Origin of the sequence: Leifsonia sp. ALI-44-B (genome assembly GCF_001984125.1) — a bacterium.
GTDB lineage: Bacteria > Actinomycetota > Actinomycetes > Actinomycetales > Microbacteriaceae > Okibacterium.
In genome coordinates this window covers 26,774-41,803 of sequence record NZ_MTQL01000005.1, presented here as the reverse complement: position 1 = coordinate 41,803, position 15,030 = coordinate 26,774, and the positions used below count along the sequence as shown (strand labels likewise).

General features: G+C 60.9%; 10 protein-coding genes. 5 read left to right on the top strand and 5 right to left on the bottom strand.

The features are described from left to right. Window positions 1-7: 7 nt before the first annotated feature. Window positions 8-346, bottom strand: a complete 339-nt coding sequence (locus ALI44B_RS00785) for a hypothetical protein (protein WP_077052897.1) — start codon at window positions 344-346, stop codon at window positions 8-10. A gap of 346 nt (window positions 347-692) precedes the next feature. On the opposite strand from ALI44B_RS00785, the gene ALI44B_RS00780 reads away from it, so the two are divergent. Both ALI44B_RS00780 and ALI44B_RS00775 read left to right on the top strand, forming a co-directional pair. Then, on the top strand, window positions 693-1,808 hold the full coding sequence (locus ALI44B_RS00780; protein ID WP_077052896.1) for a fatty acid desaturase family protein: 1,116 nt from the start codon (window positions 693-695) through the stop codon (window positions 1,806-1,808). A 307-nt stretch (window positions 1,809-2,115) separates the two neighbouring features. Then, window positions 2,116-2,445: a DUF7882 family protein gene (locus ALI44B_RS00775; protein WP_077052895.1), complete on the top strand. Its 330-nt coding sequence runs from the start codon at window positions 2,116-2,118 to the stop codon at window positions 2,443-2,445. A 139-nt stretch (window positions 2,446-2,584) separates the two neighbouring features. Here ALI44B_RS00775 and ALI44B_RS00770 read toward each other — a convergent pair whose 3' ends face one another. The 3 genes from ALI44B_RS00770 to ALI44B_RS00760 all read right to left on the bottom strand — a co-directional run bounded on the left by ALI44B_RS00770 (window position 2,585) and on the right by ALI44B_RS00760 (window position 4,347). Next, the gene (locus tag ALI44B_RS00770) at window positions 2,585-3,349 is read right to left on the bottom strand and encodes a hypothetical protein (RefSeq protein WP_143458865.1); all 765 of its coding nucleotides are present in this window, start codon (window positions 3,347-3,349) and stop codon (window positions 2,585-2,587) included. Window positions 3,350-3,372: 23 nt separating this feature from the next. Beyond that, a complete protein-coding gene (locus ALI44B_RS00765; RefSeq protein ID WP_077052893.1) occupies window positions 3,373-3,756 on the bottom strand; it encodes a hypothetical protein in 384 nt (127 codons plus the stop codon). 192 nt (window positions 3,757-3,948) lie between these two features. Next, complete coding sequence (locus tag ALI44B_RS00760; protein WP_077052892.1) at window positions 3,949-4,347, bottom strand: hypothetical protein; 399 nt, start codon at window positions 4,345-4,347, stop codon at window positions 3,949-3,951. A 299-nt stretch (window positions 4,348-4,646) separates the two neighbouring features. On the opposite strand from ALI44B_RS00760, the gene ALI44B_RS00755 reads away from it, so the two are divergent. Both ALI44B_RS00755 and ALI44B_RS00750 read left to right on the top strand, forming a co-directional pair. Continuing rightward, window positions 4,647-7,034: an AAA family ATPase gene (locus tag ALI44B_RS00755; RefSeq protein WP_077052891.1), complete on the top strand. Its 2,388-nt coding sequence runs from the start codon at window positions 4,647-4,649 to the stop codon at window positions 7,032-7,034. Further along, a complete protein-coding gene (locus ALI44B_RS00750; RefSeq protein WP_077052967.1) occupies window positions 7,024-8,910 on the top strand; it encodes a UvrD-helicase domain-containing protein in 1,887 nt (628 codons plus the stop codon). The genes ALI44B_RS00755 and ALI44B_RS00750 overlap by 11 nt, the downstream gene beginning before the upstream one ends. A 333-nt stretch (window positions 8,911-9,243) precedes the next feature. Here the strand turns inward: ALI44B_RS00750 and ALI44B_RS00745 are convergent, their stop codons facing one another. Beyond that, window positions 9,244-10,353, bottom strand: coding sequence for a mannosyltransferase family protein (locus ALI44B_RS00745; RefSeq protein ID WP_077052890.1), 1,110 nt, complete (start codon window positions 10,351-10,353; stop codon window positions 9,244-9,246). 238 nt (window positions 10,354-10,591) lie between these two features. Between ALI44B_RS00745 and ALI44B_RS00740 the strand changes: the two genes are divergently transcribed. Continuing rightward, the gene (locus ALI44B_RS00740; protein WP_083709357.1) at window positions 10,592-15,019 is read left to right on the top strand and encodes a beta strand repeat-containing protein; all 4,428 of its coding nucleotides are present in this window, start codon (window positions 10,592-10,594) and stop codon (window positions 15,017-15,019) included. The last annotated feature ends 11 nt before the right edge of the window (window positions 15,020-15,030 follow it).

The window sequence follows — 15,030 nt, the reverse complement described above, 5'->3', positions numbered from 1 at the left end:
AACGCGGTTAGGCGAGATCCTCGTAAATATTCAGATTATCGGGGTCGTGAAGATCTAACGGCTGAGCCGGTCCGCCCTCGAGTCGTCTCATGTTGTCGCGGATCTTTTCGACGAGCGCTGCGTCAACGATCTCTGGTTGGTCGTCGTCATATTTTTCGGCAATGAGCTGGCTCGCCGGCCCCAGGAGAATGTTCGCTCGAGAGTCGGTTCCGTCCTCACCTCGTATCGGAATGTCGACGGTCGCGGACGTTCCGTGGCGCGCAAGGCACTCCGCGTACGCGAGAACAGCACGCGATATTTCTGTGCCGGTCCTGACGTTCTCTGCTGCGTAAGAAATGCGTTCCATCGTCCTATGCAACGCGCTCCGCCGCCATTAGGCAACCCGCTTGCTTTTACCTGCCCCCGAGCCAGTTTCCTCCCGGAGTGCCTACGGGCCCTTGTTTCGCCAAGCCGAAGTCAGGCCTAGCGCCGAGCTGAAAATATCCGTTTGCCGGGGTCATGCCGTTTTGGAACCAACCTCCAAAAGGGGCACCTGTGCCTGAGGTTAAGGCGCATAAGCGGACGATAGATGCACGCCGAAACTGAAATAGCGAGGCAGCAACAGGCCTGGTGAGCAGGAGTTAACCTTTCGGGATGACGGCGACGGGGACAGAGTGTTTTCGGTGCGGATGCCGCCGGAACCGAGGCACGCAATGAACTCCACACACCCCTCCCCTAGAATCATCGCGACGAAACCGCGGGACCCCAGCTCTCAGCAGACGCCGGCCGGTGCTGGGGGAAATTTATTCACCGGTCTCGCGCGAGAGATCCAAGAAGCCGGCCTTCTTCGACGCCGCTACACCCATTACTGGGTTCGACTGATCGCGGCGCCCGCGCTTCTCACCGGAGCCATCACCGGTTTCATCCTGCTCGGGGACACCTGGTGGCAGCTCTTCGTCGCCGCCGGTTTCGCGGTTCTCTTCACCCAGATCGCGTTCCTCGGGCACGACGCCGCGCACCGCCAGATCTTCCGCTCCGGGCGGTGGAACGACTGGGCCAGCCTAATCATCGCCGACCTCTTCGTCGGGCTCAGCTACGGGTGGTGGCAACACAAACACACCAAACATCACGCCAACCCCAACAAGGATGGCTCAGACCCGGACCTGGATCTCCCGATCATCGCGGTCACCCCCGCTCAAGCTGCGCGCGAACGACCCCCGATCGCACGGTGGCTGATCGCCCATCAGGGTGCGTTCTTCTTTCCCCTCCTGCTCCTCGAGGGCATTGCGCTCCATGTGTCCAGCATTCAACGCATCACCCAACGCGCACCCGTGAAGCGGCGCTGGGTTGAGATCGCATTCCTCGGTATCCGCATCGGCGGGTTCGTAACGGTGGTGTTCCTTGTCCTCTCCCCCGGCATCGCGTTCGCGTTCCTCGGCGTTCAACTCGGCCTGTTCGGCGTGTACATGGGTGCATCATTCGCACCGAACCATAAAGGCATGCCCATCGTCCCGCCGACCGCTCGGGTGGACTTCCTCCGCCGGCAAGTACTCATGTCCCGCAATATTCGAGGAGGTCGCGCTGTCGACACGCTCATGGGCGGCCTCAACTACCAAATCGAGCACCACCTGTTCCCCTCGATGCCCCGCCCCAACCTGCGGCACGCGGCGCCGATCATCGCGAAGTACTGTGCCGAACACGGTGTCACCTACACACAAACATCCCTGTTGGCGTCCTACGCGATCGTGATCCGCTACATCAACCAAGCGGGCCTCGGGGCGCGCGACCCGTTCGATTGCCCCATCGTCGCGGATCGTCGAAGCATCTAGCTCCCGGAGCAAAACACTCGAGGTGATCACCCAATCCGGGGGACAATATGAAGCTGCTAACAGGCATCGACAGAATCACCGTCCCTCGCGGCGTCCGGTAGCGTCATCTCAAGAACTGAGTCGAGAGGCCTCCAATCACGGCGATCAGCGTCACTCAGCCTTTCCTGTTGCGGCGTCTGCCATCCCCCGGTAAGTACCGCCTCAGCCCGCCGAACGCCACTCCCCCGTTTCCCTCGCCGATGAAAGTCTTGATAACGTCCCTCAGTCAGAAAATCACCGGCTCTTGTCTAAGGGGAAGAAAACCACCATGGGAAAGGTCATCTACGGGATCGCCCCGGCCATCGAAATCGAAGACCGCGGCCTGCGACACCTGCAGGTTGCGATCATGACGAAACTGCGCCGTGACGAACGGTTCACTTTCAGCTGGGGCGACGAACCGCTCGTCGGAGGAGATGTGGCACTCGAAGGCGGAGAGGGGAAATACGGCACTGTATGGCTCTCCAGCGCCGCGTCTCTCTACTTCAGCTACGACGCATTCCCTGCCGGGCCCCTCAACAAGACGTGGGTCGAAGCACTGCTCGAAATCGCGAACCGCACGGGCGGGCTACGGCTCGTTCCCGAACCCGACGAGAAGTAACTCCTCCGCTGCAACACTTCACGTTTCCTGGTTCCCTCACACCAAACGAATTGTGCGACAAGCTGTTGCACAATTGCCGTGAAGTCAGCTCACCGTTCTCCTCGAGGAGCTCGAAAACCCCACCGGAGAGAACAGCCAGTTACCGCGTCCAGATCTTGCAGAACTCTTGCGCGGTCTTCAGGTCAACGTCGTGTTCGTTGATGGGCGATTCATCGGTGACAGTAACTGGCTCATCGAGGCCAGCATCGGTCGCACGCATCCAGTACGCCCAGCAAGTGCCAGTCCCACCAGCTGGGTGCCCATGCTTTGAAATGAATCGGATACCCAGCGGCTGAGTGCCGTCGAACAAGGTTGCGGTGTCTCGTAGCCAGCGGGCCAGCAGCGTCGTTACAGCCCGGTCATCGGCGGTGACGTGCGCGACAGTTAGCCCACCCGTTATGCCCAGCTCCGCCAGTTCCTCCTCTAGATGACGGGACAGAGCGGTGAGGGTGCTGATGGACATGATGTCCACCCACCATCCTTGCGGGTAGTCAACGCAATAGATCGTCCGGCCGTCCCGCCATGCCCGGGGCAGCCAGCGGGCACGCATCGTGCCCGCCTGGTCCCAGTCCTCGACAACCATTGCCCAGTACTCATCGAGCGGGATCCCCATCGCGTCCGCGTCTCTCTGCAGCGCACGACGAGCCCCATTGATCTCGGTCCGATACGGGGCGAGAAGCTCCATGAAGGACGTCAATCGATCATCCGTCGTATAAAGGGTGTGACCAACGGTGTCGAAACGGCTCCAAGCGGCGGTGTCGAGAGTTCCATCCGCCTCGGTCTCTCGCTCTTTAGGCGCGAGGGGACCGTAAGAGCTGCGGGCAATGCGGTAGTTTCCAGGTCTGGGCCCCTCGACGAGCTCCAACCCGGTGACGTTACAAAGCGCCATCAACCAGAGAACGAATCATCGAGGACCGCCTGGGCGGCCTTGCCTGCATCCTTGAATCGATCCTCTCGAATCGCGGTGATGGGAGTGTCGTAGTCCAACCACGGATTTGCGCCAATAAACCACGCCCGGGCCACGTGTTCACCTTCGGTCTCCGCGAGCCGCGTCCATTGCTCGTAGGCGAATTGCAGGCGCCGCATCGCCTCGTTTTTTGGAGCAGGGCCGTCGATTTTGGCCCACCGGTAGGGAAGCTTCGCGTCTTTACTTCCGGCGAGAGAGGCAACAAGCGTGCCACCGAGAGAACCGTTGAGGCGCCGAGTGATCTCCCGGATATCCAGCTTGAGCGTCCGCGTGTGCGCTGTGGCAACGTGCGTCGTGTCTGTCATGGTGACCCTCGATCCTGGTGGCGTGACCCAATACTACTCGCTTCACACGGATAAACCACTATATTTACACCATCAAGGTTGAGATGCGGGATACCGACGAGGTGCTGACTGACCCCCAAGCCAGCGATGGACACCGCGCACCCTTTCCCCATAGTCCCCCGGTTCGCCAGCGGCCTCAGCCCTCCCCCGCCTCTAACCAGCCGCCGGGAAAGCGCGTGCCGCGGCGACCCCCCGTGGGCCGACGATATCGAGAGGTTCATCGCGCAGAAGACGCGCAGGCGCATTGTCGTCTAGCTGCGAATTCAAGCCTTGGAACCAGGACTGTATCGTGGCTTTCCCCTCGCGTTCGTAGAGCAAGCCAGCCGCATAGTACGCAACCCGAAGCCGCTGGACGATCTCTGTGCTTGGCGCCCGATCGCCGTCTGCCCATTCGCGCACCGACCATGTGTGGGAAACGTTGCCGATGTAGGCAACAAGTTTCGCGCCGAGAACCTCTCGCAGCTCCGAGACAATGAGGGCACTTCCGAACCGAATCGAGTTGTCGCATGCCTGCAGGCCCGCGCGGGCGCTTGTCTCCCTATCGATGCTCATGCCGGTAACGTACTCCCGCCAGCGAGATGACGTGCCTAGTTAATCCCCGAAACTCCATCTGAGACCGACAATAGGCCCACGGCCTATCGAAGATCAGGGAATCGTCGCGCTAGATCAGCCTCTGAGACAAGCACAAACTTGTCTCTCAACCCATGCGTTTCGACACACCAATGTTTCGAGACAGCTGGTCGGCGCGAAATGAAACGCGCAACGTGCGGTCGCATCGGAAGGCGCGGCCGGGTGCGCGTTGCCTGGATCAAATAACTCAAGTCTGATCTTCACCTATGCCAACATGAGGCATGCGCATTAAGGCTGTCGAGATCCGGAACTTCCGCAAGTTGGCTTCGGTACGGCTGGATTTCGCGGAAAGAACGACGCTCCTTGTCGGGGCGAACAACAGCGGTAAGACGTCGGCATTGATCGCGCTCCGCTCTTTCCTCAAACAGGGCATTTCGGCCTTCAACAAGAACGATCTGACTCTTTCCCGTTGGCAAGAAGTCAATGAAATCGGCGTTGACTGGGCATCGAACCCTGCCGTCACGCCTGCCGGAACCTGGGCCCGCCTGTTACCCAGCCTCGACGTTTGGCTCCACGTCGAGGATGACGAGGTGCATCGTGTAAGTTCCCTAATTCCCACCCTTGATTGGACCGGCGGCCTGGTGGGGGTTCGCTTCGCAATGCAATTGAAGGACGAGGAGTACCTTGCTCGCGCTTTCCACGATGCCTGGGGGGCCACGCAGGCGCTGAAGCAGGCGTGGCGCGTCCCTGTGCCCTTGCCGACAACACTCAACGCCGCGTTGAGCCAGACGGCGATTGCTGTGGGAGGAGACCCCGTCGCGGACAGATCTGCTCGCGATGGATCGACCGATGAACCCGCCGCGGGGACGGGCCAACAGCGAAAAGGGATCCGGGGGGCGGGTGATCTCTCCCTCTGGCCAGATGACCTGATCGACTTCCTGTCGAAACACTTTCAGACTCACCTCGAGCTGCGCCACTATGTGCTCGATCCCTTTCAGTTTCTGCCTCCGAAGGATGACCGTGCATGCGTGCAGGACCTGCCGGAAGACGCGCTGCCCCTCGCGTCGAATCCTCTCGCGAACATTGTTCTCATCGATGAGATCAACGCACAGCGGGGTCTTGGCGACGCCAGCGAGTCATCGGCAGACGTAGCGTCAGGTCGGATTTCTGACACAGCAAAGCTGTCTCGGCAGTTGAGCGACTACTACACCAAGCACCTCGATCCAGCCGAGAATCCGGGCCCAGAGGACCTTGATGCACTCGAGACGATTGCCATAGCTCAAAAGGAATTTGACGACAGGCTCAAGCAAGCATTCAAAGTCGCCTTTGATGAGATGGCGGACCTGAGCTACCCGGGTGTCACTGACCCGCGAATCCGAGTGGCCTCCAAGCTGAGCGCCTCGGAGAGTCTTAGGCACGAGTCAGCTGTCTCCTTCGAGCTGGAAAGAGCCGGTGGACCAATCACTAGCGAGATGTACTTGCCCGAAGGCCAAAACGGGCTCGGCTACCAGAATCTGATCTCGATGGTCTTTCGTCTCATGAGCTTCCGCGATCGATGGCTGCGTGTCGGCAAGGCAGCCAAACCCACCTCGGACGAATTCATTCAGCCAATCCACCTCGTCCTCATTGAGGAGCCCGAAGCGCACCTGCACGTTCAGGTCCAGCAGGTGTTCGCGAAGAAAGCATTCGACGTGCTCCGCAACCACGCGGATCTCCTCGACAAGCCAGAACTTACGACGCAACTCGTCATCAGCACGCACTCGAGCCACATCGCGCACGAGTTGCCATACGAAAGTCTGCGATATTTTCGCAGGCTCCAAGCTGGTGCCCACGGGGCCGATGTCCCTACGTCGAACGTCATCAACGTGGACTTGACGTACGGCACCACAACGGACACGCAGCGCTTTGTCACGCGATACCTCCGCGTTCAGCACGCCGACATCTTCTTCGCTGACGCGCTGATCTTGGTCGAGGGCAGTGCGGAGAAAATGCTCGTTCCCCTATTCATCAAGAACCATCACCCGGCCCTGTATCAGGCCTATGTGACGATGCTCGAGATTGGTGGCAGCCATGCTCACCGCCTGCAGCCGCTGATCGACGCCCTAAAGATCCCAACCTTGGTCGTGACGGACCTTGATCCCAAGTCCAAGAGCGGCCCGAACGAGCCCACACAAAGGGGCGCGGAGCAGATCAGCGGGAATCCGACGCTGAAGAACTGGTCGGACATACAGACCGATGTGGATTCTCTCCTGGACGCGGAAGCGGAAACCAAGATTAAGAAGGGCGATGGCCAGTATGCAGTGCGGTTCGCATACCAAACGCCGGTGGCGGTGTCGCTTGGCACGAAGTCGGAAGAAGCCCTACCGAGCACGTTCGAAGATGCCCTTGCCTTCGAGAATGTTGCCTTCTTCCAAGGACTCACAGGCGCTGGGTTGACAAAAAAGTTCAGCGACATCCTTGCAACTGAAACTAACGTGAAATCAGCTGCCGAGAAGCTCCATGCGGCGCTCAAAACCGGCAGCAAAGCGGAACTCGCCCTGGACATCATGGTGTCGGCCGATTTCGAGACCATGAAGCCGCCTCACTACATCGACGAGGGGCTGAGCTGGCTCGAAGACCGCCTAAAGAAGCAGGAACTCAACATCGACGGTGGCACCGATGTCAACTGACCCTTCCGTCGACGACAGGGTCGATATCGACATCGCCCAGTGCCTTGCGCCCGGCGTTGCGCGATCGTTCTTCCTCTACGCTGGCGCCGGATCAGGCAAAACGCGATCGCTCGTCCTGGCCCTTCAACACGGCACGAAGGAGCGAGGGCACGACCTGGCCCTGCGGGGACAGCAAATCGCCGTCATCACTTTCACCAATGCCGCCGCCACCGAGATCTCCAGCCGTCTGGACTTTGACCCACTCATCACCGTCTCCACCATCCATTCCTTCGCTTGGAATCTCGTCAACGAGTTCCAGGAAGACATTCGCGACTGGATGAAGCTTGAACTCGCCGCCTCCATCGCCAAACTCGAATCGTCTTCGAGCAAGCCCGGCACCAAAAAAGAGGAGGACAGGCTCTACCGATTGGAACGAGATCGAGCCAGTGCCGCGTTGATCGACGGCATCCGCCGGTTCACTTACAACCCCGCGGGCGAGAATCGTGAAAAAGCGGCCCTCAATCACTCTCAGGTGATCAAGCTCGCAGCGCACCTGCTTACGAGCAAACCCACACTTGCTCACATCCTCATCAACAGGCATCCAATCCTCTTCATCGACGAAAGCCAGGACACCAACAAGACTCTGCTTGAGGCATTCATACACGTCGCAAAGGAAAACGAGGGACGGTTCGTACTAGGGCTATTCGGCGACACCATGCAGCGCATTTACAACGAAGGCAAGACCGACATCGAGACTTCCATCCCGGCCTCGTGGGCAACACCGGTCAAGGTAATGAACCATCGCAGCCCCGAGCGAATTGTCGAATTGAGCAATCGCATTCGGGCCGACGTTGACGACCATCCGCAGCAGTCGCGAGCCGATCGCGGGATGGGAACTGTCAGGTTGTTCGTCGCGGGGGTGGATTCTGACACCGCCGCTAGTGAGACCGCGGCCGCCGAACAAATGGCTGAGATCACCGGCGACGCCGACTGGGCCATCCCCGCAATAGACGATGTGCGAACGGGGAAAAACCCTGCAGTGAAGCGTCTGATCCTTGAGCACAGCATGGCCGCGCAGCGATTCGGCTTCGCCGAGCTGTTGAACGCCTTGAAATCCCTGCCCGGGGACAACACGAGCGTTCTGGATGGTTCCGTGGCAGAACTTCAAGTCTTCTTGAATCAGGTGGGACCCTTAATTCAGGCGCATCAGCGCGGAGACAAGTTCACCATTGCCCGAATTGTGCGAGAGAACTCACCGCTCATGAGAAGGGAACTTCTCGAGCAAGTTTCATCGGAATCGGGAGCCCTGCGAAGGATCCTTTCGGAGTGCCAGGCCGCAGTCGACCAACTGACAAACCTTTGGGAAGGCAACTCGCCTCCGACAGTTGGACAGGTCGCCGGAGTCCTCGAAGAAACACGTCTCTTCTCGTTGACTACCTCGATCAAGACAGCTCTACTAACGGCTGAAGCCGAAGGTGGCGACGAATTCTCGACCGCCGAGATTGATGTCTGGCAGAGCTGCCTCGCCTCATCCTTCAGTCAAGTAGAGCGCTACGGGCGCTACTTCGCTGGAACGACTCCATTCGCAACTCATCAGGGCGTCAAGGGTCTGGAGTTCCCTCGAGTCATGGTGGTCATCAGCGATCAAGAAGCTGGCGGGTTCATGTTCAGCTACGACAAACTGCTCGGTGCCAAAGGTCTGACCACTACCGACATCTCCAACGCCGCCGAAGGTAAAGACTCGTCCCTAAGCCGCACCAGGCGCCTCATGTATGTTACGGCTAGCCGCGCTTCAGAGTCGCTAGCAGTTGTCGCATATACGAGCGACCCACAAGCCGTGCGCGCCTTCGCAATCGACAACGCATGGTTCACAGACAAGGAGATCATCATTCTCTAGGCGAATTGCTGCCGTAACCGGGTGTTGATGCATCCCGGCGCAACCAGGCCCCTCGGTTCCAAATGGAACGGTTACATTCGGGCGATGGAGATTGCCGCAGTTCTTCGCTGGTGGCCTGTGACCTGACGAAGGTCGAACGACCAGCGCTCGTTGATTGCCTACTATCTTTCGAAAAGTTCGCCCTAGGCACAGGCACATTACTCCGCACGGTGACTATGCACGCGTGAGCAGGGGTCAAGCGGGACATTATCTTGTGTCTCATATCTCTACGGTTTCGGGACGGCCAAGCAGCGAGACATCGAGCGACCGATAGTAGCCGAGGCGTCTCGACCGCTATGCGGTGACGTGGAACGGCGTGTACATGATCGTGAAGGCGTAAAATCCCGACAGCGCAGCGAAGACGACCAGCACAATCGGTACAACGATACGCGGCCGCCAGGCGGTGACGGCGAGGCCGACGAGCACGAACAGGGGAACGATCGCAAGCAGCATGCGGGGGCGTGGGCCGACATTGCTGTACAAGAAAACCGACCCCAGCAGCACGACCGCGTAGGCGATGACCGGCCAGGGCAACACACGCCAGAAGCGGATGCCGAGGGCGACGAGCACGACGAAAAGCACAAGACTGGCGAGCATCACGAGGTAGTTGATGCGGTCGGGCTCAGTGCCGACGATGGCTCCGCCGAAGCGGCTGACCAGTTCGACACCAAAGTCAAGTGTCTGGTTCCACTGGCGCTGCGCCTCGAGCCAGATCAGGGGCCGGCCCGTGCGCACGTAGGCGTACCCGAACGACAGTGCGAAGCCGACGGCACCCGCAGCGAGGGGCAGCGCGGCAAGCCACGGCACGGCACGGCGCGGTTCCGACATCCACCACCGGCGGCCGACGATGACGAGTTGCACGACCACGGCCGCCAGAACCGCGACACCCGTCGAGCGGATGCAGCACGCACCAAACACGGCGAGGGATGCGATGACCCACCGTTCTCGCACGAGCGCGTCGAGCGCCGCCACCGCGAAGAACAGGAAGGCGGCCTCGGTGTACGGCAAAGACAGAACGACGGCGCCGGGGAAGAAGAGGAACAGCGCCACGACGACCAGGGCGGTGCGGTCTCCCACAAAACGAGCGGCAAATCGGCGCAGAACGAGTGCGAGTGCGACACCGAAAACAGACGCGACGATCAGACCCGCGACCGCGTGGTCCACGTGCAGAACCCGGGACACGACCCGGATGATCATGGGCCAGGTGGGGAAGAACCCCCACGGACCGTAGTTGGGCCGGTCGGGCAGATTCAGGTCGCTCGGATAGCCGAATTCGGCGAGGTAGAGATACCACCAGCCATCCCACCGCTGCTGCGCCGCGACGAGTGAGGCGGGAACGCCCTCGGCACGCTGGGCAGCGAGAAACCCGATGACGGCGGGCACCCGGCTGAGCACGAAGAGCACGACAACGGCGAGCCACGACAGCCAGAGGGGTTTCCATCTAGTTGCTGGGGGTTGCTCAAGGCGGGTTGGTCGGACGCGGTGGGCGTTCGTAAGCGATGACACCTGAGGAAGCCTACCGAGCAAATCACTCCCCCATCCGCCGGGCGCACCAAATACGGAAACTACCCCTGAACGGGGGTGCGCGGAGGTAGCAACAAATCGATAACTTGAGCGTAGGGCCCGCTATTTGCGTGGGCTATTGCTCGGTTTGGAGCATTTTCTGCGCGCGCTCGATGGTGTGCGCTGGGGGGAATCATTCATGTTCGTACCGGTGTTTGTGTTGCGCAAAACCTGGCTCACCGTTCTGGCAATGCTGGCGCTCGTCGCTCTTATTGCAACAGGGCTAACTGTTCATGCGTCCCCAGCTCGAGCTGATACCGCAGCTACCGGAGGCGGCGGATTATTCGTGCCGCAGCAAGGCCGGGCGTATTCGAGCGCCAACCCGGGCAACACGAAACTGGTACCAAATCAGTGGCGCACTGTCCCACTACTTGGTCAAGCGAACTTGCCAACTTCAGGCGTATCGGCCGTTCAGGTTTCGCTTTCAGCGGTCAACCAGACCAGTGCGGGCAAGCTTTACACGGCCAAGAGTGGCGTCTCCTCCCCGAGCACTGACAATCCGCAGGTGATTTACGCGAATGTCGCAGCGACGAACACACTCGTCCTGCCTGTAGGGGCAGACGGCGCAGTCCAGCTCATGGCCACGTCTGTGACTGACGTGATCGTGGACGTTCAGGGGTACTACACCGCGGGAAACACTGCTGCCGGCGGTTATGTGCCGATAACCCCCACCCGGCTGAACACAATCCCCGACACTGTCTCCTACCTTCCGGGACAAAAGGTCACTTTCGGAGTTGGTAAGGGCGGGCTCATCCCGTCGAACGCGTCCTCGGTTCTGTTGAATGTCGTCGCGTTTGCCGATGACTCCACCGCTAACGGCTGGCTCGGCATCACGCCTGCGAACCCACCAGCATCTTTCCACGGTGCACAATTCAACTGGCCCGCGGGCAAGAACTATGTGTGGACAACGGTCGTCGACCTCCCCGACTACTCGAACGGAAACGTGACCATCGCAATGGGCCCCCGCGGCTCTGTGAAGCTCGCGGTTTCCGTCCAGGGTTACTACACCGCCGCGAGCGGTACCGCGAACGCGGGCATGTTCACGCCCGCACAGTCAGTCGTCGCTGATACACGTTCCACGTCGACCCCACTCGCAGCGATGGAAACGCGCACGATCCAGGTCACAGGGGTTAACGGGGTTCCGGCGAAGAGCTCCGGCATCTCATCTGTTGCCGTGAACTTGGAGCTTTACCCGACTGCCGCCGGTCACGAGGAAGCATTTGCGTCGGACTCGGCGCCCGGGCTGACGCAGCAGGCGTTCTCAGCGAATACGCCCATGACCGCGTTCACCGTTGTCGAACTCGGCCCTGACGGTGCAATCAAAATCAAGAACACTTCTCCCGGAACGATGGGTCTCGTGGTGAATGTGCAGGGGTGGTTCTCGAGCCTCCCAGCCGGGCCCGCGTCAACGAACCTCACCGGGTCCCGTCCATCGGCTACGAACCTGTCGTTCGGCGTCTCCGATCAGACCAGCATCCAGGTCGACGTTGCGACGGGAAACCTGATGCTCTCGACCGTCGGCGTCTCCCTGCCTGGCGTGACCTCGACCGCTCCGATTGGCGCGTCCTACAACTCTCGCGGATGGCAGGCGGCATCGTCGATGACCGGCGACGCGAACAAGTGGACCTACGCGCTCAGTGCAGCCGGCTCTCTGTCTTCTAATGCGCAGGGTGTCGTCTACACCTCGGCCGATGGCGCCACCTGGCAGTTCAAACCGGGGACCGCGGCCGGTTCCTTCACCACCCCTGCGGGCCTCCAGCAGACCTTGGCCCGCACGAATACCGACTACACCCTCACGGGCTGGGCGTCGCGACAGATCATCCACTTTGACCTCAACGGGAACCCGATCTCGATTGAGGACCGTAACAAGAACACCACATTCCTGAACCGCCAGGGCGTCGACTTCAAGACCATCGTCAGCACCGCGGGCACCGCCGCAGCCCGCACCGTGACCGCTTCCTACGCCGACAACACGCAGACGTTTACCCAGACCAGCGGCAGCTCGAGCCGCAACATCGCCTACACGAAGAACGCTGACGGAAACATCGTCACCTACCGAGATGCCCTCGGCGGCACGACCACGTTCGGATATCAGGGAACCAACCTCACCTCCATCACCGCACCCGGTGGCGGAGTGACATCGGTGACGTATGACTCATCGAGCCGAGTGACTCGCATCTCGCAGGCGAACACGACGACTGGGTCGCCTGGTGCAGCCACCACCCGGCTGGCTTACACCTCCGCCACCGAGACCCTGGTTGCCGACGCGAACACCGACCAGACCGCAACCGTAGCCGCAGCACCGCACACCACCTACACGTTGGACTCCACGACGAACCTGGTCACCAAAGCTGTCGACCCCGCGGGCCGCGTGCAGTCCGCGACGTATAACGCGGCCAACAACGGTGTGGCATCGAAGGCGACCGGTGAAGGATCCTCGGCGTCGACGTCGACGGGAACCTACGGCGCCAATGGCGGCCAGTCGCTCACGAAGGTGCAGTCCGGCACCGGAGCTGCATCATCGGCCACCTATGGCTCGACGGCATCCACCGCGTATCTGCCGGCGACGTCGACCGACTCGTCGAACAACACCACGACCTACGGGTACGACGGTGTCGGCAACCAGATGTCGACGACCACCGGGTCCGGTGCGCAGGCCGCCACAGCGAACCTCGCCTACAACGCTGACGGAACCATCAAGACGGCGACGGCACCCGCGAACACGGGCAACCCCACCACCTACGCGTACGACGCCAACAAGCAGCTGTCGACGATCACGCCGCCGTCTGGCACGAGCCTCGGCGTGAAGACATACACGTATGACGCATTCGGCCGAGTCGCTTCTCAGACCGATGGTCGCGGCGGCACAACCTCATTCACGTACGACAATGCTGACCGCCTTCTGACGACGTCGTTCTCCGACGGCACCCCGACGGTCACGAACACGTACGACGCCAACGGAAACCAGAAGACCGTCGCGTCAGCCACCGGCACGATCACGAACACCTACGACCAGCAGAACCGCCTCATCTCGACCGTGAACACGGCCGGCGGCGGGACCACCGGGTACGGCTACGACAAAGCGTCGAACGTGAAAACGGTCACCACCGGGGCCGGCACCACCACCCACACGTACGACGCCGCAAACGTGCCCACGAGCACCAGCTACCCGAAGGGTGCCGGCACGGCAAACCTGGTCTACGCGAACGACGATAAGGGCCGCCGCACCGACACATGGCTCGCCTCCAACGCCGACCACAGCACGTGGGCTGCTCGCACGAACACCACGTACGACGGCTCGAACCGGGTCACCGCGGTGAAGGCGTGGACCGGAACCGGCAACAGCAGCAACACCGTCACCTTCGACACCAGCTACTGCTACCAGGCCGGCACCACCGCGCCCACCTGCACCGCGTCGGCAACATCTGACCGCGACACGTTGCAGTGGTCACGCGACAACCTCACCGGCCAGGTCACCGCCTACGGATACACCGACGGCCGCCTCACCTCCGCCACCCAGACAGGCGGTGCCGTGAACAGCACCTGGACGTACTCCTACGACAAGAACGGCAACCGAACCGGCGAAGCCATCACCGGCGCCAACCCGTCCTCGCAGAACCTGACGTTCAACGCGGCCAGCCAGATCACCAACGCCGGCTACGTCTACGACGGCGCCGGAAACCTCACCGCCTCCCCCGGCGCCACCTACAGCTACAACGGCGCTCAACAGATGACCGCTTCCACGAAGGACGGCGTCACGACGAACTACACCTACGCCGGCGCCGACCAGAACCAGCTCCTTAGCGAAGCGACCGTCGGCGGAGCAAGCTACTCGTACACCTACGGGAAAGCCGACGGGCAGGGTGTTCCCACGATCGTGAAACAGACGATCACAGGCGGTGCAACGTCCTACGTCACCTCGGACCCTCGCACCGGCCAAGCCCTCGGCCTCACCACTGGCGCCAGCTCAATGGGGATGTTCCTCGTCGACGGGATCGGCAACCAGGTCGGATCACTCACCGACGCCGGTAGCACGGCATACCGCGTGTTCTACGCACCCTACGGAGCACAGACCGTCACCTCAGGTGACACCAGCGACCACTGGAAACAGAACCCCTACGGGTTCAAGAGCGGCAATCGCACCAACAACGGGACGGTCGTCAAGTTCGGCATGCGGTGGTACCTGCCGGTATCTGGATCATGGACTCAGCAAGACACGCTTGACGTTCCTCTGGATCCGAAAAACGCGAATCGATACTCCTTCGCAGGCGCCGATCCGATAAACAACAGCGACCCAACAGGACGAGCGATCAACTGGCGTGAGACTGGTAAACAGACTGTGTCAGCAGCAGCAACGCTCGCTCTTGGAACCCTGGGCGGATTCGCGGTGGCGGGTCTCTGCGTAGGAAGCATCGGTATTGGCTGCGCTCTGGGAGGTATCGCTGTCGGTATTGGGGCGGACTACCTTGGAAACAAGACTGGAGATGCAGTCTATGGCGACTTGTAACCAAGCCACCC